Annotated in this window: 17 protein-coding genes; 8 read left to right on the top strand and 9 right to left on the bottom strand. The window is 47.6% G+C overall.

Translation table 11 applies throughout. From position 1 onward, the window contains the following. Positions 1–757 precede the first annotated feature (757 nt). Positions 758–1,717: a class 1 fructose-bisphosphatase gene (locus ACIGBN_RS15335; protein ID WP_133004279.1), complete on the bottom strand. Its 960-nt coding sequence runs from the start codon at positions 1,715–1,717 to the stop codon at positions 758–760. A gap of 147 nt (positions 1,718–1,864) precedes the next feature. Between ACIGBN_RS15335 and ACIGBN_RS15330 the strand changes: the two genes are divergently transcribed. Beyond that, on the top strand, positions 1,865–2,836 hold the full coding sequence (locus ACIGBN_RS15330; RefSeq protein ID WP_133004280.1) for a zinc transporter ZntB: 972 nt from the start codon (positions 1,865–1,867) through the stop codon (positions 2,834–2,836). A gap of 45 nt (positions 2,837–2,881) precedes the next feature. Here ACIGBN_RS15330 and rpiA read toward each other — a convergent pair whose 3' ends face one another. Continuing rightward, positions 2,882–3,553, bottom strand: coding sequence for a ribose-5-phosphate isomerase RpiA (gene rpiA / locus ACIGBN_RS15325; RefSeq protein WP_133004281.1), 672 nt, complete (start codon positions 3,551–3,553; stop codon positions 2,882–2,884). A gap of 285 nt (positions 3,554–3,838) precedes the next feature. Between rpiA and ilvA the strand changes: the two genes are divergently transcribed. The 4 genes from ilvA (at position 3,839) to ACIGBN_RS15305 (ending at position 9,269) form a co-directional block, all read left to right on the top strand. After that, positions 3,839–5,344, top strand: coding sequence for a threonine ammonia-lyase, biosynthetic (gene ilvA, locus ACIGBN_RS15320; protein ID WP_133004282.1), 1,506 nt, complete (start codon positions 3,839–3,841; stop codon positions 5,342–5,344). Positions 5,345–5,481: 137 nt separating this feature from the next. Then, complete coding sequence (gene argS / locus ACIGBN_RS15315) at positions 5,482–7,215, top strand: arginine--tRNA ligase (protein WP_133004283.1); 1,734 nt, start codon at positions 5,482–5,484, stop codon at positions 7,213–7,215. Positions 7,216–7,383: 168 nt separating this feature from the next. Then, a complete protein-coding gene (locus ACIGBN_RS15310) occupies positions 7,384–8,364 on the top strand; it encodes an asparaginase domain-containing protein (protein ID WP_396666406.1) in 981 nt (326 codons plus the stop codon). Between the two features lie 47 nt (positions 8,365–8,411). Then, positions 8,412–9,269 (top strand): DMT family transporter, encoded by an 858-nt coding sequence (locus tag ACIGBN_RS15305; protein WP_341567541.1) that lies wholly within the window; start codon positions 8,412–8,414, stop codon positions 9,267–9,269. 78 nt (positions 9,270–9,347) lie between these two features. Here the strand turns inward: ACIGBN_RS15305 and ACIGBN_RS15300 are convergent, their stop codons facing one another. The 6 genes from ACIGBN_RS15300 to ACIGBN_RS15275 form a co-directional block, all read right to left on the bottom strand. After that, positions 9,348–9,974 (bottom strand): SCP2 domain-containing protein, encoded by a 627-nt coding sequence (locus ACIGBN_RS15300; RefSeq protein ID WP_133004286.1) that lies wholly within the window; start codon positions 9,972–9,974, stop codon positions 9,348–9,350. A gap of 60 nt (positions 9,975–10,034) precedes the next feature. Next, positions 10,035–10,418 carry a gamma-butyrobetaine hydroxylase-like domain-containing protein gene (locus tag ACIGBN_RS15295; protein WP_133004287.1) on the bottom strand — a complete coding sequence of 128 codons (384 nt, stop codon included), beginning with the start codon at positions 10,416–10,418 and terminating at the stop codon, positions 10,035–10,037. 21 nt (positions 10,419–10,439) lie between these two features. Next, positions 10,440–11,762 carry an ATP-dependent protease ATPase subunit HslU gene (gene hslU / locus ACIGBN_RS15290; RefSeq protein ID WP_133004288.1) on the bottom strand — a complete coding sequence of 441 codons (1,323 nt, stop codon included), beginning with the start codon at positions 11,760–11,762 and terminating at the stop codon, positions 10,440–10,442. Between the two features lie 15 nt (positions 11,763–11,777). Then, entirely contained in the window at positions 11,778–12,344 is a 567-nt protein-coding gene (gene hslV, locus ACIGBN_RS15285; protein ID WP_133004289.1) for an ATP-dependent protease subunit HslV, read from the bottom strand. A gap of 100 nt (positions 12,345–12,444) precedes the next feature. Further along, positions 12,445–13,068, bottom strand: coding sequence for an SPOR domain-containing protein (locus tag ACIGBN_RS15280; protein ID WP_396666403.1), 624 nt, complete (start codon positions 13,066–13,068; stop codon positions 12,445–12,447). Between the two features lie 43 nt (positions 13,069–13,111). Beyond that, positions 13,112–15,343, bottom strand: coding sequence for a primosomal protein N' (locus tag ACIGBN_RS15275; protein ID WP_396666401.1), 2,232 nt, complete (start codon positions 15,341–15,343; stop codon positions 13,112–13,114). A 259-nt stretch (positions 15,344–15,602) separates the two neighbouring features. On the opposite strand from ACIGBN_RS15275, the gene rpmE reads away from it, so the two are divergent. From rpmE to ACIGBN_RS15260, 3 genes are all read left to right on the top strand, one after another. Further along, on the top strand, positions 15,603–15,818 hold the full coding sequence (gene rpmE, locus ACIGBN_RS15270; RefSeq protein ID WP_133004292.1) for a 50S ribosomal protein L31: 216 nt from the start codon (positions 15,603–15,605) through the stop codon (positions 15,816–15,818). An 8-nt stretch (positions 15,819–15,826) separates the two neighbouring features. Next, a complete protein-coding gene (locus ACIGBN_RS15265; RefSeq protein WP_133004293.1) occupies positions 15,827–16,603 on the top strand; it encodes a thermonuclease family protein in 777 nt (258 codons plus the stop codon). Positions 16,604–16,778: 175 nt separating this feature from the next. Further along, the gene (locus ACIGBN_RS15260; RefSeq protein WP_133004294.1) at positions 16,779–18,047 is read left to right on the top strand and encodes a malic enzyme-like NAD(P)-binding protein; all 1,269 of its coding nucleotides are present in this window, start codon (positions 16,779–16,781) and stop codon (positions 18,045–18,047) included. 122 nt (positions 18,048–18,169) lie between these two features. Here the strand turns inward: ACIGBN_RS15260 and ACIGBN_RS15255 are convergent, their stop codons facing one another. Further along, the gene (locus tag ACIGBN_RS15255) at positions 18,170–20,614 is read right to left on the bottom strand and encodes a penicillin-binding protein 1A (protein ID WP_396666398.1); all 2,445 of its coding nucleotides are present in this window, start codon (positions 20,612–20,614) and stop codon (positions 18,170–18,172) included. Positions 20,615–20,752: the final 138 nt, after the last annotated feature.

The following is a 20,752-nucleotide window of genomic DNA, read 5'->3' as shown; positions in this document are numbered from 1 at the left end:
CGTCAAGCTTATAATTAAGAAAGCCCTGATAGCTAACGCTGTCAGGGTTTTTTTATGCCTGAAATAAATGCGAGAGCATAACCCTCCACACCCGTATGGGGCTCTTATGAAGGAACGCATGTGAGACTAAATTGTCGTCAAGCTTAAAATTAAGAGAAGCCCCATCCTGCTACGCAGGGTGGGGTTTTTTCGTTCTAGCGTTGTAGTCTAAACAGAACTTCTTGTTCTTCCATTTGCTTGCGCCATCACTTTCTAAAGAGCCGTTCCTCGACGCGTCAGCGGCTCTCGAAAAACAAGAATCTCTCACACTGATTGCACATACCGTCCGCAGGGTCAGACCCCTTAAAAAGTCGCACAGCGTCCAACCAACCACATCACTCGATGTTTAAGGGCTCTGACCCTAGTCGTACTGCTTCAGTAGAACGGCCGTTTCTTGTTCTTCCATTTGCTTGCGCCTGTCTCGTTCCTCGACGCGTCAGCGCAGATGAAAAACAAGAACCTCTACATTGATTGCGCAGGGTCAGACCCCTTAAAAAGTAGCGCAGCGTTCAACCAACCGCATCACTCGATGTTTAAGGGCTCTGACCCTAGTCGTAACCGTTGGACTCACTGCTTCAGTAAAACGGCCGATTCTTGCTCTTCTGTTTAAAGGGATCTGACCCCTTTTAGCTCATAAAAAAGACGCTCTTCGGCGTCTTTTTTGATTTCAATAAAGCTATCCACATTGAGCCCAAATTCGCTCAATGTTTTTTAATTGTTAATAACTTAGGCACTTATCCACTTCGTTGGCGGCGCCAAGTATGACGGCAACACGTTGATGAATGGCGCTAGGCTGGATATCCAGAATACGATCTGTATGAGTGTGTGCTTTACCGCCAGCTTGCTCTAATAACATGGCCATTGGGTTGGCTTCATACATGAGGCGAAGTTTGCCTGGTTTGCTTGGGTCTTTTTTATCCCATGGGTAAAGAAATACACCACCGCGACATAAAATACGGTGTACGTCACCGACCATAGCAGCCACCCAGCGCATGTTGAAGTCCTTGTTTCTACGGCCTTCTTTGCCTTTAACAAGGTCGTCGACGTAGTTTTGTATGCTGTCAGACCAAAAACGTTGGTTGGACATGTTAATGGCGAATTCTTGTGTCTCAGGCTGAATAGAAACGCCTTTTTCGGTTAACAAAAAGGTGTTGGTTTTAGGGTCAAGGGTAAACATATTCACGCCATCGCCTGTGGTTAATACCAGCATGCTAGAAGGGCCATATAGTACGTAACCTGCCGCCACTTGCTCTTTACCAGGGATCAAAAAGTCTTTTTCTTCGGCTGGGTTATCCCCAATTTGACGGTAAATGGAAAAGATGGTGCCAACCATGGCATTGATGTCGATATTAGAAGAGCCATCAAGCGGGTCAAAAGCGATTAAGTATTCGCCATTGGTGTTAGCTGGCACAATGTCCTCTTCTTCTTCTGATGCGATTGCACGCACTGCTGGGCAGGCAAGCAGTGCGTCTTTGAGCATGTCGTTTGAGATAACATCAAGTTTCTTTTGTTCTTCACCTTGGACATTTTCATTACCAGCCATGCCTAAAATACCAGCAAGTGAGCCTTGTTTCAGTACGTCAGAAATAGCAACGCAGGTATCTGTCGTTTGGATCAATACCGTTTGAAGAGAGTCTGCAACGGAACTGGATGCTAACACTTGAGAAAGGTTTTGCATGGTCTGAAATATCCTTGTTTTTAGAGGTTGTGGAAATTATGCCACCCTAGGGGGAGAGTGTCAGCTGAGTCTGTTAAATGCTTTAAAATAAATAGGGAATCGTCGTTTTTTCGGATAATCTACGCACAACGAGTTTAGGGAATTACTATGTCGGATTTTATTGTTCATCACTTAGAGCTAAATGGTCAGGGTGGCGCAACCCTGCTAGATCATCACAATTTACCAACGCAGGTGCCTAAAGAAGGCAGCCGTTGGGTGCATATTGATTTTAGTAAAGGGGGGGCAAGAGAGTGGCTTTCCGGCATGGAGGATATTCCTGAAGCTGTGGTAGATGCTTTGTTTGCTGATGAAACGCGTCCACGCTCTACGAAAATAGGTCAGGGCGTGTTGGTGACTTTGCGGGGTGTGAATTTAAACCCCGGTTCTAATCCCTCCGATATGGTGTCTTTACGTTTGTGGGTGACACCGCATTTTATTATTTCTAGCCGTCGTCGACGTCTGTTGTCTGTGCAAGACATCGTAAAAGACCTCATTAACAACGAAGGGCCGATTAATACCGCAGATTTGATGGCCACGCTTACCCAAACTCTAACCATTCGAATGGCGTCGGTGATTGATGACTTAGAAGATGAGTTGGCGGAGTTGGAAGAAAACCTGATCCAAAACACCGTAGAATCTGATCAACGCAGTACCTTGGTTCAGCGCCGTATTGAAACCGTCCGATTGCGCCGTTTTTTAGTGCCGCAAAAAGAAGCGATACAGCGTTTAGCGGTGGAGTCTCAAACCTGGCTAACCAAGGAGCAAGTGGTGCTGATCCAAGAGTCAGCAAACGACATTACTCGCTATGTGGAAGCCTTAGAGTCGCTTCGTGAGCGCTGTTTGTTCATGCAAGAAGAGTTTGTGAACTTGCAGTCTGAGAAGATGAACGCACGCATGTATGTGTTGTCGATCTTGTCGGGTATTTTCTTGCCGTTAGGTTTTCTAACCGGTTTATTTGGCATCAATATTGGTGGCATGCCGGGGACTGAAAGTGGTGCGGCCTTTTGGTTGTTCTGTGGTGTATTGGCGATTTTGGGCGTGGGCCAGTTTGTCATTATGCGAAAAAGTCGCTGGTTTTAGGCAGCGACTTTTCAAGCAGTTTTTTTGATAAGCGTCGTGCGGCGCTTATTTCTTCAGCGTTTTCACGCCTTCTTTTGTCGCCAGTAACAACACATCCGCAGAGCGTTTTGCGAACAAGCCATTGGTGACCACACCGACAATCCCATCGATGCTTTTTTCGAGTGCGATAGGGTCAAGAATATCAAGATTGTAAACGTCTAAAATGTGGTTGCCGTTATCCGTAACCACACCTTCACGGTAGACTGGGTCGCCACCTAGTTTGACCATTTCTCTGGCAACATGACCACGCGCCATTGGAATGATTTCTACGGGTAGTGGGAAGTCGCCCAAGACATTGACCAGTTTCGATTCATCGGCAATACAAACGAATAGCTCACTGCACGCAACGACGATTTTCTCACGAGTAAGAGCGGCGCCACCCCCTTTAATAAGGTGTAAGTGGTGATCAGACTCATCGGCTCCATCTACATAGACGCGAATCTCAGGCACGCTGTTTAACTCGTAAACAGGAATGCCGTGGCCTTTTAGTCGCTCAGCGGACGCTTCTGAGCTAGCCACTGTGCCATCAAACATCTGCTTGTGCTTAGCAAGGACATCGATAAAAAGGTTGGCGGTAGAACCGGTACCAACGCCGACAATGGTGTCGCGGTCTAGCATTGGCAGAATGTATTCAACAGCGGCTTCTGCTACTGCTTGCTTAAGTTCGTCTTGGGTCATGCTTCTAGAGCCTTTTCTTATGTTTTATGCGGGGCTATTTTCTCGCAAATAGCCTCCTCTGAGGGTGGTCATATTATAAGCATATCGATGGGGGAATGTTAGCCCGAAAAAAATAGCCAATTTGCCAATTTGCTGCGCTTTTTATTAGCCGTAAAGGGGATCTGTCTTTGCGCGATACAAGGCGAAAGAGTATATTTCATGTTCCGTTTTTTTAGATGACTGATATCAGTGATGGGATTTTTATGAATCGCCACACTGGTCATTGTAATTCGCTTAGGAAGCATTATGCCCCATACCATGATCAAAAAAATTCTACAGGCGCGTGTATACGACGTGGCCGTAGAAACACCACTGACTCGCGCCAATCAACTTTCTAGTCGATTAGGCAACGAGATTATTTTGAAGCGCGAAGATCTACAACCTGTTTTCTCGTTCAAAATTCGTGGGGCATACAACAAAATTTGTCAGCTAACCGCCGAAGAACGCGCTTGCGGCGTCATTGCCGCTTCTGCTGGTAACCATGCGCAAGGCTTGGCGTTGGCTGCGAAAAAGCTTGGTATTCAAGCGACCATTGTGATGCCAGCGACCACACCTGAAGTGAAAGTGAACGCAGTACGTAACCACGGTGCTGAGGTGGTATTGTTTGGTGATGCCTTTGATGAAGCGTCGGCGAAATCGCGTGAAATCATGGAAAAGACAGGCCAAGTGTATGTTCACCCCTTTGATGATCTCGATACCATTGCCGGTCAAGGCACCATAGGTATGGAAATCCTGCGTCAACATGAAGGCGATATAGACGCCATTTTTATCCCAGTTGGCGGCGGTGGTTTGATTGCTGGTGTGTCGGCGTACATTAAGTACCTTCGTCCTGACATCAAGATCATTGGTGTTGAGCCTCAAGACGCGGCGTGTCTCAAAGCGGCGTTAGAAAAAGGCGAGCCAACGCGCTTAGCCACGGTCGGTATTTTTGCCGAAGGGGTGGCGGTTGCAGAAATTGGCAAAAATACCTTTGAGATCGCGAAAAACACCGTGGATGAAGTCATTACCGTGACGACCGATGAGATGTGCGCGGCGATCAAAGACATTTACGATGACACTCGCGCCATCACTGAGCCTGCTGGCGCCTGTGCCCTAGCGGGTTTGAAAAAGTACATTGAACGCGAAGGCGCGAAAGGTCAGACCTTATTGGCGATTAACAGCGGGGCGAACGTGAATTTTGACCGCCTACGCCATGTCTCTGAGCGTGCCGAGCTGGGCGAAAAGCGTGAAGCCATTATTGCCGTTAAAATCCCCGAAGCGCCAGGCAGCTTTAAAGATTTCTGCCAAGCCTTGGTCGGCCGTAATATTACTGAATTTAATTACCGCTATGGCAATGACAAACAAGCCGTTATTTATGTTGGCGTGGCATTGGGTGGCAGCCCTCATAGTCGTCAGGACTTGTTGGCAGACCTCAAAGATTACGAAATCATCGACCTAACAGACGATGAAACCACTAAGGTCCATGTGCGCCATATGATTGGTGGTCACTTACGTAGCGACAAGGGCGAACTGCTGTACAGTTTTGAGTTTCCCGAACGCCCTGGTGCCTTGCTTAAGTTTTTAAACACACTGGGCGGGCAATGGAATATTTCTATGTTTCATTACCGTAACCATGGCGATGCTTACGGACGTGTATTGGTTGGTTTGCAGGCGGTGGGTGAAGAAACTGACGTGACCCATTATTTGGACGAGTTGGGCTACCCTTACGAAGATGAAAACAACAACGAAGCGTGCAAGCTGTTCTTTCGCTAAAAACGTGAAAATCGGTTATCATTACCGCACTCTAACTTTCTGAATTCAGCCCTCTGTTTGTGAACATGAGCAGAGGGTTGTGTGATTCTGGCAGTCGCTTCGAATGAGCTGATTGTCTACTGTTTAAAAGGTCTCCTGTGAATATTCAAACCCTTCTGAATCAACGTATTCAAGCGGCAATGGTCGCAGCTGGTGCGCCTGATGGCTCTCCAGCGCTTGTTCGCCAATCTGCTAAAGTGCAATTCGGTGACTACCAAGCCAATGGCATTATGGGCGTTGCTAAAGCGCTAAAAACCAATCCTCGTGAATTAGCACAAGTGGTTATTGATAAACTGGACCTGTCTGATGTGGCAGAGAAAGTGGAAATTGCTGGGCCTGGTTTTATTAATGTCTTCCTGAAAAATGTTTGGTTGGGCAAAGAATTAGCCGAGCTACGCAGCAGCGATCATCTCGACATTGATAAAGTAGACTCTCCAGAAGTTGTGGTCGTGGATTACTCTTCTCCAAACTTGGCGAAAGAAATGCACGTGGGTCACCTTCGTTCGACCGTGATTGGCGATGCGGTTGTGCGCACCTTGGAGTTTCTAGGTCACACTGTCGTGCGTCAAAACCATGTGGGTGATTGGGGTACACAGTTTGGTATGTTGCTGGCGTACATGGAGCGTCTGCGTGCTGAGAACTCTGAAATCAGCATGGCATTGTCTGATCTTGAGACCTTCTACCGCGCTGCTAAAACGTGTTTTGATGACGACGAAGCGTTTGCTAAACGAGCCCGTGAACTTGTGGTTGAATTGCAGTCAGGTAACGAAGATTGCTTGGCATTGTGGGATGAGTTTATCAATATCTCGTTAACCCACTGTGAAGAAACCTACAAAATGTTGGGTGTTTCTTTAGAGCGTCAACATGTGATGCCAGAAAGTGCCTATAACGATGATTTGGTAAATGTAGTGAATGACCTGCAAGAGCAGGGCTTGTTGAAAGAGTCGAATGGCGCACAGTGTGTGTTCATGGACGAATTCGCCAATAAAGACGGTGAAATCACGCCTGTGATCGTACAGAAAACAGGTGGCGGCTTCTTGTACGCGACGACGGATTTGGCCGCGGTACGTTTCCGTCAGCACACCTTAAATGCAGACCGTGTGTTGTACTTTGTAGACGCTCGTCAGTCATTGCACTTCCAACAAATTTTCACCTTGTCGCGTAAAGCGGGTTTTGTAAAACCTGAAACGCGATTGGAACACATGCCGTTTGGTACCGTTATGGGCAGCGATGGCAAGCCGTTTAAAACGCGTTCTGGTGGTGTGGCAAAATTGTCTGCGTTACTAGAAGAAGCGCAAGAACGTGCTTATCAGTTAGTGGCGTCTAAAAACCCAGACATGAGCGAAGAAGAGTTGCGTAACATTGGTCGTGTGGTGGGTATTTCTTCTGTGAAATACGCCGATTTATCAAAAAACCGCACCAGTGATTATGTATTCAACTGGGACTCTATGTTGAGTTTTGAAGGCAATACAGCGCCTTATTTGTTGTATGCCTACTCACGAATTGCCAGTATCGTTAAACGCTCTGAGATCGATGTAGAGAGCCTAACAGGTGACATTGCCATCGTCGAAGCGCAAGAGCGAGCTTTGGCCATGAAGTTGTGCCAATTTGAAGAAGCCGTGCAACAGGTTGCCAACGACGGTATGCCGCATTTCTTATGTGCTTACTTATATGACTTGGCTGGTACTTTCATGACTTTCTACGAAGCGTGTCCAATCCTGAACGCAGAAGACAGCGTGAAAAACAGCCGTTTGCAATTGTCCTTGAATACGGCAGCTACCTTGAAGCAAGGTTTGGCTTTGCTGGGCATTGAAACGCTAGAACGCATGTAATGTTCACGAGGCTCTTGTCTAATCGGTAAATGGTTTCATCAGTAAATGGTTTAATCGATAAGCGAAAGGCGCTACCTTCTTAGGTCAGCGCCTTTTTTATTTTTTAAAGAGAGCGAAGACAATAAGAGACGAATAAAAAGCACATTAATCGAGGAATGGAAGAAGTCTATGAAAATCTATATCGCAAACACAGGTGGTGTGATGGGGATGATGCCATCAGACAAGGGACTGGTGCCTAATGATGCTTTTGCAGGACAACTCGCCGCACAGCTCCAGACGGCGGATCTTGATCATGATTTTGTTGTAGAGAGCTATGACAATCTTATGGCTGGCGCGAATGTGACGCCGAAAGATTGGCAGAACATTGCGCGTGATATAGAAAGTAAATGGGAAGATTTCGATGCGTTTATTGTGCTGCATGGCACAGACTCCATGGCGTATACGGCGGCGGCCTTGTTCTACATGATTGCCCCGAGTAAAAAGCCGATCATAGTCACCGGGTCTCAAGTGCCCATGTCTCAAGCACGCAGCGATGCGATGAATAATGTGTTGGGCGCTATTTCGGCGTGTGAGGCGGCGTTAAAAGGCGTGTTTTTGTTTTTTGGTAACCGCTTGATCGATGGCGATCGTGCCCATCAATCACACATCGGCACTTGGCAAGCTTTTCGTTCGGTTAACGCGCTTGAATACGGGGTTTTAGAATCCGACTGGAAATGGCGAGACAGCAGTTTTGCCCAGTTACTTATTAAGCCGCCGATGAAAATCCGCATTCCGAACATGGAGTACGGAGCCGTCACTATCTTGCCGGTTTTCCCTGGAGTACAAGCGCTTCATTGGCAAGGTCTGCTCAATGACAAGGTGAAAGGAGCCGTGTTGTTAAGCTACGGTGCTGGCACTGTGCCCGAGAATGATCAAGCGCTGCTTGAGGTGTTAAAAAGTGCTGTCGATCAAGGCGTCGTGATTGTGAAGGTCAGCCAGTGTGGTTCGGGCCGTGTTGCTGATAATGATCATAAAGACACATCAGGCCTTGCCAAAACAGGCGTTATCTCAGGCAAAGACATGACCTATGAAGCGGTGTTTGCGCGTTTGCATTTTTTGATCGGGTTAGGCTTAGACAGCCGCGAAATAAAAGGCGTATTTAACCGCTAAGTTTCTGCAAAGAAGCGATTCTTTATAAATGGAAGAAAGGAAAGGGAATGGCGCTGCTCTCTATGCTCTTGGTGTTGATTTGGTCTGCTGGGTTTATTACTGGCAAGCTGATCGTTGGCCAAATTGATCCGAATGTATTTTTGAGCCTTCGCTTTCTTTGTGCAGGCTTGTTGTTTCTGACGATTGCTTTGCTGCTGCGTCGGCCCTTTCCAAGCTGGAAAGATCTGCCTAAGCACATTATTGCAGGCATGCTGATGAATGGCTTTTATCTTGGCTTTGCCTATGTGGCGATCGCCAAAGGTTTGCCCGCCGGTATGATGGCGTTAATTGGCGCATTACAGCCTGCGCTGGTGATGGTATTAGCGTTTCTGCTGATCAAAGAGAAAACCTCGGCAAGAGGGATGGTAGGTATCTTTGTTGGCATGTTTGGTTTGCTGCTGGTGGTAAGCCCTGCATTGGAACTGGACGCTAACCAGGGCGGTGTTTCAATCTGGACCTTGTTGTTGGGCTGCATTGCGGTTGTGGCGCTTTCTGTGGGTGTGACCTATCAAAAAATGTCGATTTCCTCTTCTGATATTTTTAGCTCAATGGCGATTCAAAATTTCGGTGCCAGCGTGGTGTCCTGTGGCTTTATGCTGTTCCTCGGGGAAAGTGTTTTTGTCATGGAGTGGCAATCTTTTGCACTGGTTGCTTGGGGCGTTGTGGTGCTGTCGGGGGGCGGTGTGTTCTTGATGGTCTGGCTATTGCGAAGAAGTCGAGCATCGCAGGTGTCGGCGTTTTTATTGCTGGCGCCACCTCTGGCGGCCATCGAAAGCTATTTTCTGTTTGATGAGACCATGACGCTGATTCAGCTATTGGGTTTTGTGGTGACCATTGCTGGGGTGTATTTAAGTCGGAAGGCGTAAGCAGGAGAACGCTTACGCCCAGAGCCTAAGCGTTTTTGTTGTAGGTGACGTGTGCCCTATGAGGCATCCGCTAACGCGTTACTGTGCGTGTTTACGCGCCATAATACGCAGTTTGGCTTCGGCGCGATCCAGTGACGTACCAAAACGTTCAATGTCGTCGACTAGGGTGTCGAATTCCACTTTGCTGGGCAATAATTGGCTGTTCGTTTGTAGGTGTTGAACGAGCTGTAACTGCAAGCTGGTGGCGGTTTCTTTGCTCCAAGACCATTGCTTGCGCAATAGGCGAGCGAGCGCAGACGCAGGGAGATCACCGATGTAATCAGCCAGTAACCCTTCCCAATCCAACTCAAAGTTTTCCATTACTTTATGCAATGTCATTAGCGCTTGTGCATTGCCTTGAATGCGTAAGTCGCCATCAAAAAAACCGTCGCCTTCAAGTAGCTTGCGATAGGCGGAACTCGGGCCTTGGACGAGCGTGTCCAAGCGTGGATCAAGTTCCACTTCGTCAAGGCTTTCTGGACGATGCAGCATCACGCCTACTTCAAGAATGTGAACCTGTAGAATCAGAGAAAAGTCTTCGATATACAGAAAAACCTGCTGACCAGCCAATTTACTAAGACGCGCTTGCGAAGGATTATCTTGCTTAAGGGCAAGGTTAATAGCGTGTTCAATCGCGCTAATAGCAGACAGGCTAAGGGAGCTCATGTTAATTCCTAATGGTATGAAGCGATGCTGGTTGAAAGCTTAGATGCGAAAAGTGTGCGCTTAAAGCTGATGCAACTGGATGACGGAAGTGTCCCGCGTCTGACCTTCTTTTTCAAGGCGATCTAGGTACATTTTCCAGAGTTCATCCTGGTTTTTGCCGAGATTATACAGGTATTCCCAGGTATAAAGCCCAGTATCATGGCCATCGTTGAAGCTGATCTTGAGCGCGTAATTGCCAGCGCCTTCGACATTTTGAATGGTGACGTCTTTTTTGCCGTATTGCAGGATCGGCATTTGCAAGCCATGGCCACGCACTTCAGCAGAAGGGGAATGAACGCGGAGGTATTCCGCGCTCAGACGAAAAGACTGACCATCAGCAAACGCCAGCTCCAATTCACGAGATTGCTTATGGTAATGAATCTTGGTTGGTGCTGGCGTCATGATGTTCTGTCCTAGTGGTAATGATTAAAGAATGTATTGGCTTAGGTCTTCGTTTTCGACGATGGCACCCAGCTGCTCATCCACGTACGCGGCTGTGATGTCGACGGCTTGACCATCCGGCATGTCACTCGCGGAGTAAGAGACTTCTTCCAGCAAACGTTCCAATACCGTATGCAGACGGCGAGCACCGATGTTTTCTGTGCGCTCATTCACTTGGAAAGCAATCTCCGCGATGCGGTGAATACCTTCTGTGGTGAAGTTGATATTGATGTTTTCCGTCGATGCTAACGCAATGTACTGTTGTGTCAAAGAGGCACTTGGTTCGACCAAGATACGCTCGAAATCGTTCACGGTTAGAGCATCCAATTCAACGCGAATAGGCAAACGACCTTGCAGCTCAGGGATCAAATCCGATGGCTTAGAAAGGTGGAAGGCACCAGAGGCGATAAACAAGATATGGTCCGTTTTGATCATGCCGTATTTGGTGCTGACGGTGCAGCCTTCGACCAATGGAAGCAAGTCGCGCTGTACGCCTTCACGAGACACTTCGCCGCCGGAGCGTTCTGAGCTTTTCGCTACTTTATCGATCTCGTCTAGAAACACTATGCCGTTTTGCTCAACCGCTTCAACGGCACGGGCTTTTAGCTCATCTTCGTTAACCAATTTAGAGGCTTCTTCATCTCTAACCTGACGCAGCGCTTCTTTGACTTTCAGTTTACGTTTTTTGGTTTTTTGTGAACCCATGCTAGAGAAAATGTTTTGCAACTGGCTGGTCATTTCTTCCATGCCAGGTGGCGTCATAATCTCAACGCCCATCGGCGCATCGGCTAGGTCAATTTCAATGTCTTTGTCGTCCAGTTTGCCTTCGCGCAGTTTTTTGCGGAAAGTTTGGCGCGTGCTGTTGTCTTCTAATTCTGGATCACCACCGCGTGCAGGCGGAAGTAGAATGTCCAAGATACGATCTTCTGCCGCGTCTTCTGCTTTATGGCGAAGTTTGGCGGTTTCTTGTTCGCGTAGCATCTTGATCGCCATTTCGACTAGGTCGCGAATAATCGATTCTACATCACGACCAACGTAACCGACTTCGGTAAATTTAGTGGCTTCGATCTTGATGAAAGGCGCGTTGGATAGTTTTGCCAAACGACGGGCGATTTCAGTTTTACCCACCCCAGTTGGGCCTATCATTAGGATGTTTTTTGGGGTGATTTCTGCACGCATGTCTTCAGGAAGTTGCATGCGGCGCCAGCGGTTACGCAAGGCGATAGCGACGGCGCGTTTGGCTTTTTGTTGGCCAATAATATGATTGTCTAGTGCGTTAACCGTCTCTCTTGGGGTCATGCTGCTCATGTTGAGTTCTCTCGCTTATTCTTTGTTGGACGTGGCTGACTGATCTTCAAGCTGTGAGTCGATGGTGACTTCTTCGATGGTCAAGCTGTGATTGGTGAAGACACAGATATCAGCGGCAATGTTGAGGCTTTTTTCGACGATGTCGCGCGCCGTAAGATCCGTATTATCGATCAAGGCGCGCGCCGCTGCTTCTGCGTAATTACCGCCAGAACCGATGGCCAATGCACCATGCTGTGGTTCTACCACGTCGCCTGTGCCTGTAATAATCAGTGTGCTTTCTTTGTTCGCAACGATGAGCATGGCTTCAAGACGGCGCAACGCTTTATCGGAGCGCCAGTCTTTTGCTAGATCGACTGCGGCTCGAACCAGATGGCCTTGGTGTTTTTCGAGTTGTCCTTCGAAACGTTCGAAAAGGGTGAATGCATCAGCGGTGCCGCCTGCGAAGCCTGCGATCACTTCACCACGGTATAGACGGCGCACTTTACGGGCGTTGCCTTTCATCACGGTGTTGCCTAAAGAGACTTGTCCATCGCCGCCTACGACGACTTGATTGCCTTTGCGTACTGTAAGAATCGTTGTCATGGTCTACTCCAAATTCGATTCTAACAAGGTGGGGGCAGTGAGAAGAGTTTTCAAGCGAAATGCGCATACAGAAGTGTCTTTCACTTTGTATGCGCGATGATTACTTAGATTGCAGTTCTTTTTTCACTTTGTAGGAGTAAGCCTCAATGCGCATATCAACCAGCTTGTCTTCAATATGGTTCATTTTCGAACGGTCATTGAATGGGCCAATCACAACACGGTACCAAGGCTTGCCATCTTTGGTGCTGATGGTTTGGCGAACATTGGTGTCGACCATGCCTGCGAGAATCAACTTGGCTCTCATGCGATCCGCGTCTTTAGAGTTACGGAATGAGGCCGCTTGTAACATGTAGTAAAAATCTTGCTCGCCACGTGGTTCGAATTGGTACGCGTCAACGTGGCTGGTATCGACTTCACTGTCTTGTAAAATCTGATAAAAATCAAACGACTCTTTCTTTTTGACGTCGGATTTTTTAGGTGCCGCTTTTTTGACTTCGACGTTGGCCGCTTTGTGTTCTACCGGCTGTACTCGTACCGGGGTTGCCTTAGCTGGGGTTTTAACTTGGCTTAATTGCGTCAAACCATAGATAAAAGCAATTAGAATAGTGGGAACGATCAGCCATAACCACCAAGGCGTTTTGCGCTTAGCGGGGGCGGGAGAACGGCGAGTTGCGCCTTTCTTAGGGCTACTTCCTTTGGTTGCAATTTGTACAAAATCAAACATATTTTTGGCTTTTTAAGAAACTGCGCACATTATGCGGACTTGGCTAGTAAGTTTCCAGTGGATCTACGTCAATCGCAAAACGAATTTTATGTTGCCGTGTTGCTTGCTCCAACCAATTCGTCATCAGCGCGGTGATTTGATGCAATGGGGCTCGGTTGGCGGACTTAATAGAGAGCAATGCGCGGTGTTGCCCCGCCTTACGAACAATGATCGCTGTGTAGGGACCCACAGAAAATAAACCTTCTGGGAACTGGGGGGTGAGGTTGTTCTTCATGGCCGCAAGTAATTGCATGGCTTCTTGTTCATTTCCTGACTCGGCTCGCACAATCACCTGATGAAAAAACGGCGGTAAGGACAGCGCTTTGCGCTCGGCTAAGCCATCGATCGCAAAATGCTCATAACCAAGATTACACAAGCATTCGATCGCTGCATGATCAGGGTGATAGGTTTGCAATAACACATGGCCAGGTTTTTTCGAGCGACCGGCTCGTCCTGCCACCTGAGTGATCAGCTGGGCGGTGCGCTCCATACCTCGAAAGTCAGCCGAGAATAGACCTGCGTCAGCATCCATGACAATCACTAAGGTGACATTAGGAAAGTGATGCCCTTTGGCGAGCATTTGTGTGCCAATTAAAATTGCCTGATTATGCTCGTGTATTTTCTGCGTGAGTTGTGTCATCGCGGATTTTCGTTGCGTGCTGTCGCGGTCGATACGCAGAATAGGCACTTCTTTGAAGAGCGCCGTCAGTTGCGTTTCGATTTGTTCGGTGCCTTCGCCAACGGTAAACAGCTCATCGGATTGGCATTCTGGGCAGGTATGTAAAAGTGCTTTTTGAGCGTCGCAGTGATGACAGTGCAATTTGTTGGCGCGTTTATGCACGGTTAAATTCACATCGCAATGATCGCAGCTGGCGATCCAGCCACACTGATGACACATTAACGTGGGTGCATAGCCACGGCGGTTTAAAAACACCAGCACTTGTTCTTGCCGATCAAGGCATTGCTTCATGGATTCCAGAGCGTGCTGACTAAAACCGTTAACCAGTGTTTGGCCGCGTAAGTCGACGCGTTCCATTTTGGGAATCTGAGCATTGCCTGCCCGTTGACGCAGCCTTAGCCAGTCAAAGCGTTTTTGTAGGGCGTTGGCGAGACTTTCAAAAGAGGGCGTAGCGGACGCCAGCAACACAGGAATATTTAAGCTTTGTGCGCGTTTAATCGCCAGGTCGCGGGCATGATAACGAAACCCTTCATGTTGTTTGTAAGAAGCATCGTGCTCTTCGTCGATGACGATCAAACCTAAATTCGGAGCCGGTATAAAGGCCGCAGAGCGCGTGCCAATAATCACTCTAGCGTGGCCACTGGCCGACAGTAACCAAGCGTCCAATCGTTCGCGGTCGCTCATGTGTGAATGCATGAGCACAATGTCCGTATGAAGGCGACTTTCAAAGCGTTTTAGCGTCTGCGGAGTCAGGCCAATTTCAGGCACCATCACCAAGATTTGTTTGCCATCTTCGATCAGTTTTTCCATTACCCGTAAGAAAACTTCGGTTTTCCCACTGCCAGTGACACCATCTAATAACGCGACCCCAAAAGACGATGCCATATCCAGTAAATGATCGGTGGCGAGTCGTTGCTCTTGGTTTAACACTGGTGGTACTTGGGTTTGGTGAGTGTGTTTTTCTCCGGCCTTATTAAATGAGCGCTGTTCACGGCGTAATAAACCTTTCTCTTCTAAGGCTTTGCCTGCGCTGGGTGAGAGCGACAGTGAAGAAATGGCATTTTGGCTCATGCCATTAGGGTGCTGCTGTACCGCTTTTAAAAAGTCTTGCTGGCGGGGCGCTTTATTCAGAGACTCAAGGTCTTTTTGCTGCCCTTCTGGTGTGGTGAACCACCAGTTTTCGGTACGAAATTCGGCGTTTTCCCCTTTGCGTAGTAAGACCGGCAAAGCGTGAAAGATCACGTCGCCGATAGGGTGGTGATAATAGCGAGCCGCCCATTTACACAGCGCCATGAGCTCATTTGGGATGACCGCAGTCTCATCTTGTAAGGAGGTAATGGGCTTGATGTTGTTCTCGTCCCATTGGCTTTGCTCACTGAAAGAAACAATGACGCCTAAGCGGCTACTTTTGCCAAAAGGAACCTTTACTCTCATGCCGGGCATCAGACGATGGCGCAGAGCCATGGCTTTGGGGATCTTGTAGTCAAATAAGGTGCGCATTGGCACAGGCAAAGCGACTTGGGCGAAGGGGTAAGGTGTTAAAAGTGCCTCTTGCATGCGTTTGTTGTGGCCTTATCTAGAGAAAACGGTCAGGGAGCAATACACTTATTAGTGTACGTTAGAGTGGCCATTGGGTGCGAGTGTGATTTTTTAGAGAAAGCACCATAAAAAGGTTGATGAATAACCAATAGAGCCCTAAAATACGCGCTCTTGGTACCACTGTACAATGTCTGTACAACGAATCGTGCGGTGCTTGACGAGGCGAAAGCCCTTATGTCGATCAAGTGGCGGCACACCAAACTTGAAGGTAAATAAAATGCAAAAAGATATTCACCCAAATTACACTGCAATTACTGCTACTTGTACTTGTGGTAACACGTTGAACCTAAACTCAACTTTAGGTAAAGACATGCACGTTGATGTATGCAGCCAATGTCATCCATTCTACACTGGCCAACAGAAAATGTTGGATACCGGTGGTCGTGTTGATCGCTTTAACAAGCGTTTCGGAGCACGTCGTTCAGCTAAGTAATTGGCCGAATGAAAGCAATAGTTCAAAAAAAGCGCCAAGTTTTCTTGGCGCTTTTTTTGTTTTTGTCCCTTTCTACTGCTTATGGTAATGACCTGTGCCGTGCTTCTGGTGCGGTCGAACGCGCCCAAGTAAAGCGGGTAGTAGATGGGGATACCTTGTCCTTAGTGGATGGCCGCCGAGTACGCTTGGTGGGTATAAATACGCCAGAATTAGACCATAAGAAGGGCAATCATGACCCCTTCGCCGTGGCTGCGACACGGCTCCTCAAGCGTCTTGCAGGGCGTTATATTTACCTACAGCCCAGTAAAGACGGGCGTGATAAATACGGCCGCTATCTCTACTACCTTTTCGATAAAGATCGTATTTCATTATCAAGTCAGTTACTATCTGCAGGGCTAGGTTACCGTATTGCTGTTCCTCCTAACCTTGCTTATCAGGCGTGTTTTCAAGCGTCTGAGCAATCCGCTCGTGATGCGGATTTAGGGGTATGGCAGCAATCATTACAATGGCAGCCACAAGCTGGCTTTGTAATCGCCCGAGTAGCAATAACCTCCATTACTCATAACCGAGGTGGCTGGTGGCTAGAAACCAATCAAGGTCTAGTGATCAACTTACCGCCCAGCGCAGCAAACTATTGGCCAGCTCAGAAAGTATTTTTTCTCCAAGGTCATACAGTTGAAGTGCGTGGTTGGCAGCATAAGCGGAACAGTCGGCATTCAAAATATGCGTCTTGGGTTCTCCCTGTGAAACACCCGAATGACATTCTAGACATGGGAACACCGTAATTCATCCTGAGGGTGAGACGATTCCATTTTTAATGTGATTTATAAGACGTTTTGAGGCAAACTATTCTGCGATAATACTAATAAGAACCCTTCTTAACTCAGACGTTTTAAGAACAAGGTTCACGTAATATAAGCATTTAATATAAAACACCAAATAATAGACGGAAACATCATAATGGCAGAAGATATAAAGCAAGCTGCACTGGATTACCATGAATATCCAGTACCTGGAAAAATGAGCTCTACTATTACTAAGCCAACGGCAACTGCACGTGACCTTGCTTTAGCTTACAGCCCAGGTGTGGCTGAGCCTTGTCGCGAAATTGCAAAAGACCCAGAAGCGGCTTACCGCTACACAGGTAAGGGCAACCTTGTTGCTGTTATTTCTGATGGTTCTGCCATTCTTGGCTTAGGTAATCTAGGTCCATTGGCTAGTAAGCCTGTTATGGAAGGTAAAGGTTTGTTGTTCAAACGCTTTGCTGGCGTTAACTCCGTTGATGTGGAAGTTGAATCTGAAAGCCCACAAGCTTTTATTGATACCGTTGCTCGTATTGCAAACACATATGGCGGCATTAACCTAGAAGACATTAAAGCGCCAGAATGTTTTGAAATTGAACGTCAGTTGATTGAACGTTGTTCTATCCCTGTGTTCCATGACGATCAGCACGGTACTGCGATTGTAACAGCGGCAGGTTTGTTGAACGCTCTTGAACTTCAAGGCAAAGACATCGCTTCTGCAAAAATCGTTTGTCTAGGTGCAGGTGCTGCGGCAACGGCTTGTATGAAGCTAATTATTGCGTGTGGTGCACAACGTGAAAACATCTTTGTACTTGATCGTAAAGGCGTGATTCATTCAGGTCGTACTGACTTGAACCAGTTCAAAGCCATGTTTGCGATCGATACTGACAAACGTACTTTGGATGATGCAATCGACGGCGCAGATGTCTTCATTGGCGTGTCTGGTCCTGATCTATTTTCTGGCGAGCAATTAAGCAAAATGGCGCCTAATCCGATCGTATTTGCGTGTTCAAATCCTGATCCAGAGATCAATCCTGAATTGGCGCATTCGACTCGTGATGATTTGATCATGGCGACAGGCCGTTCTGATTACCCTAACCAAGTAAACAACGTGTTGGGCTTCCCATTCATCTTCCGTGGTGCTTTAGACGTTCGCGCGACTAAGATCAATGAAGAAATGAAAGTGGCCGCGGTTCACGCATTGAAAGATCTTGCGAAAGAAGAAGCGCCAGCAGACGTTGTAGAAGCTTACGGCGGCGCAGCATTGAGCTTTGGTAAAGAGTACATCTTGCCAAAACCAATGGACGCTCGTTTGTTGAATGTTGTGTCTGCAGCAGTAGCACAAGCGGCGGTTGATTCTGGTGTGGCAACACTTCCATACCCAGCGTTTTACCCATTAGAGAATCTAGACCACTTCGGTGGCTAAGCGTTTCTTCTACAGGCGATAAAACAGTCGGTAGAATAGCGAACTAAAAAAGGCGGTGTCTTGATAAGAGACACCGCCTTTTTTGTGCTTTTTACTGCAGCATGTGAGATCTGCAGTGCTGACTAGAATAGATTTTCTAGAGCATTGTCCGTTTGCTTTTCTTGCTGTGCATCATTGTCTTGGCTGCTCTCTGAGTTGAGAGAGTCTGACTGACGTTGCGCAGGGATGTGGTTTCTGCGGAACATCTCGAAGATGGCGTCTTTTTGTCCCGGAAGGGCGCGTTCGCCGGTTTTCGGATCGATGCGAACAGTGACTAATGTTGAAGGCTTTTGCACATAAGACAAGGGCGTACCGTCTAATGCGACACGCATATAGTCAATCCATGTCGGTAAGGAAACCGAACTACCAAAGGCGCCACGACCCAAGCTGGTGGAGTCATCGAAGCCACTCCATACGGTGGTGACTAGGCTGCCATTATAGCCGGAGAACCAAGCGTCTTTGCCGTCGTTGGTGGTACCGGTTTTGCCCGCAAGATCAGGGCGTTTCAGCACGCGTGCTCGTCGTCCAGTACCATAATTTATGACATCTCGCATCATGTCATAAATTAGGTAATCCACTTCAGGTGTCAGCTTCTGTGCAGCAACAGGGCGGTTTTGCACGCCTTGAGCGGTATTGAACAAGCCAGATGGCTGACCATCTTGAGCGTCGCTATCCAGTAAGGTGCAAGTACGGCAGACGGTATCTGGCGTGGCTTGGAATATCGTGCTGTTGTTGCGATCGGTAATGTGATCAATTAAATACGGCGATATTTTATAGCCACCGTTTGAGAAGACCGCATAACCTGTCGCCATTTCCATTGGCGATACGCTGGCGCTGCCCAATGCCAGAGATAAGTTGCGAGGCAGCTCGTCTGCATTGAAGCCAAAGCGAGTTAAAAACTTGATCGTTGGTGCAATGCCCAATTCTTGTAATAAGCGCACAGAGACAATGTTCTGTGAACGATATAACGCAGGGCGTAAACGCGTTGGTCCATAGAAGCGACCAGTGTCGTTCGTTGGACGCCATGCTTTATCTAGGTTCGAATCTTCAAACACCACCGGAGCGTCGTTGATAAGGCTTGCCGCTGTATAGCCGCGAGACAGTGCGCTTGAGTAAATAAACGGTTTAAAGCTGGAGCCAGGTTGACGCTTAGATTGGGTGACGCGGTTGAACTTGTTTTCGTAATAATTAAAACCGCCGACCAACGCCTGAATAGCACCATCTTTACTGTTGATGGAAATAAGGGCGCTTTGTAGTTTTGGTTTCTGCGTTAAGATCCAGCCAAGGTCTGGGTCTGGTCTGAGGTCGATGATATCACCGGGTACCATAATGTCGGCCACGGTTTTTGGCGCGGGTCCTTGTACATCGTCATTGATGTAAGGCTTCGCCCATTTCATTGCGTCCCAAGACAGGGTGATTTGGTCGCCGTTACTAAGCAACACATTGGCGAATTGGTCGGTCGTCGAGAGGACTAAACCCACTTTCCAGATGTGCAGCGTGCTGTAGCTATTGAGGGCTTTCTCTTGTTCTTTTAATGACTTGTCGAGCAGTTCTGGTTGGGTCGCTACTGAACCTCGATAACCGTGTTTCATGTCATAATTTAAGACACCATCATTGATCGCCTGATTGGCGGCGGTTTGACGCTTAGAATCAATGGTTGTGTAGACGGTTAAGCCTTCTGTGTACAGTTTGTCTCCATAGGTTTCATGCAGCTCAGAGCGCACCATCTCAGCCACATAACCGGCGTCCACATCGGGTGTTATGCCGTAATCCTTAGCGGTTACAGGCTGCTCTACGGCGGTTTGATATTGCTCTTTATTGATGGACCCAAGCGACAGCATACGTTGCAAAATCCAGTTACGACGGATGAGGGCTCTCGATGGGTTCGCCACTGGGTTGTAACGCGAAGGGGCTTTTGGCAGCCCAGCAATCATTGCGTATTGGGCTAGGTCTAGGTCTTTTAAGCTTTTGCCGTAATACACCTGTGCAGCGGCTTCAAAACCATAAGCGCGTTTGCCTAGGTAAATTTTATTCACATACAGTTCGAGAATTTCATGCTTGGTGAGTTCTCGTTCCATTTTCAAAGAAATGAAGATTTCAGTGAATTTACGGGTAAAGGTTTGTTCAAACGACAGAAAGTAGTTTCTGGCGACTTGCATGGTAATGGTACTACCACCGCCTTGAATTTGTCCGGTGGTTACCAACTGCATTGCGGCCCGCCCTAGACCCATAATATCAATGCCAGGGTGGTGATAAAAGTTGCTGTCTTCTGCCGCTAAAATAGCATGTTCTAGTTGGGCAGGAAGCTGCGCGTAGGTAATTGGCGTACGACGTTGTTCGCCAAACTCTCCAATTAACTTATTGTCCGCGGTGTAAATTCGCAATGGAATCTGTAACTCAATGTCTTTTAGTTGAGCCACCGTAGGGATGCGATCTTTAACGCTTTCATAAACAGCAAATGTGATCACAGCACTACAAAGTGCACCAAACAAAGCCAAGAAAAAGAAGATTTTTAATACTTTCAACATACAGATCCAATACAAATGGATTAAAAAAATAACATTATAACGAAGTTGTGCGGCGCATAGTTGATCAACTTTGCAGCAAATCGTGTTATCTTGCCAGTATTCGGTTAGGAAACCGAGACAATAATGAGCTGATTATTT

Origin of the sequence: Marinomonas sp. NPDC078689, assembly GCF_044542435.1 — a bacterium.
Classification (GTDB): domain Bacteria; phylum Pseudomonadota; class Gammaproteobacteria; order Pseudomonadales; family Marinomonadaceae; genus Marinomonas; species Marinomonas arenicola.
This window is presented reverse-complemented; position numbering and strand designations above follow the sequence as displayed.

What these genes read in the sequence shown, in the direction of transcription:
- ACIGBN_RS15300 (WP_133004286.1), bottom strand. Translation starts at nt 9,974, where the DNA reads ATGAGCTCCCTTAGCCTGTCTGCTATTAGCGCGATTGAACACGCTATT.
- rpmE (WP_133004292.1), top strand. Translation starts at nt 15,603, where the DNA reads ATGCAAAAAGATATTCACCCAAATTACACTGCAATTACTGCTACTTGT.
- ilvA (WP_133004282.1), top strand. Translation starts at nt 3,839, where the DNA reads ATGCCCCATACCATGATCAAAAAAATTCTACAGGCGCGTGTATACGAC.
- hslU (WP_133004288.1), bottom strand. Translation starts at nt 11,762, where the DNA reads ATGAGCAGCATGACCCCAAGAGAGACGGTTAACGCACTAGACAATCAT.
- ACIGBN_RS15305 (WP_341567541.1), top strand. Translation starts at nt 8,412, where the DNA reads ATGGCGCTGCTCTCTATGCTCTTGGTGTTGATTTGGTCTGCTGGGTTT.
- ACIGBN_RS15330 (WP_133004280.1), top strand. Translation starts at nt 1,865, where the DNA reads ATGTCGGATTTTATTGTTCATCACTTAGAGCTAAATGGTCAGGGTGGC.
- rpiA (WP_133004281.1), bottom strand. Translation starts at nt 3,553, where the DNA reads ATGACCCAAGACGAACTTAAGCAAGCAGTAGCAGAAGCCGCTGTTGAA.
- hslV (WP_133004289.1), bottom strand. Translation starts at nt 12,344, where the DNA reads ATGACAACGATTCTTACAGTACGCAAAGGCAATCAAGTCGTCGTAGGC.
- ACIGBN_RS15335 (WP_133004279.1), bottom strand. Translation starts at nt 1,717, where the DNA reads ATGCAAAACCTTTCTCAAGTGTTAGCATCCAGTTCCGTTGCAGACTCT.
- ACIGBN_RS15280 (WP_396666403.1), bottom strand. Translation starts at nt 13,068, where the DNA reads ATGTTTGATTTTGTACAAATTGCAACCAAAGGAAGTAGCCCTAAGAAA.
- ACIGBN_RS15275 (WP_396666401.1), bottom strand. Translation starts at nt 15,343, where the DNA reads ATGCAAGAGGCACTTTTAACACCTTACCCCTTCGCCCAAGTCGCTTTG.
- ACIGBN_RS15310 (WP_396666406.1), top strand. Translation starts at nt 7,384, where the DNA reads ATGAAAATCTATATCGCAAACACAGGTGGTGTGATGGGGATGATGCCA.
- ACIGBN_RS15255 (WP_396666398.1), bottom strand. Translation starts at nt 20,614, where the DNA reads ATGTTGAAAGTATTAAAAATCTTCTTTTTCTTGGCTTTGTTTGGTGCA.
- ACIGBN_RS15265 (WP_133004293.1), top strand. Translation starts at nt 15,827, where the DNA reads ATGAAAGCAATAGTTCAAAAAAAGCGCCAAGTTTTCTTGGCGCTTTTT.
- ACIGBN_RS15260 (WP_133004294.1), top strand. Translation starts at nt 16,779, where the DNA reads ATGGCAGAAGATATAAAGCAAGCTGCACTGGATTACCATGAATATCCA.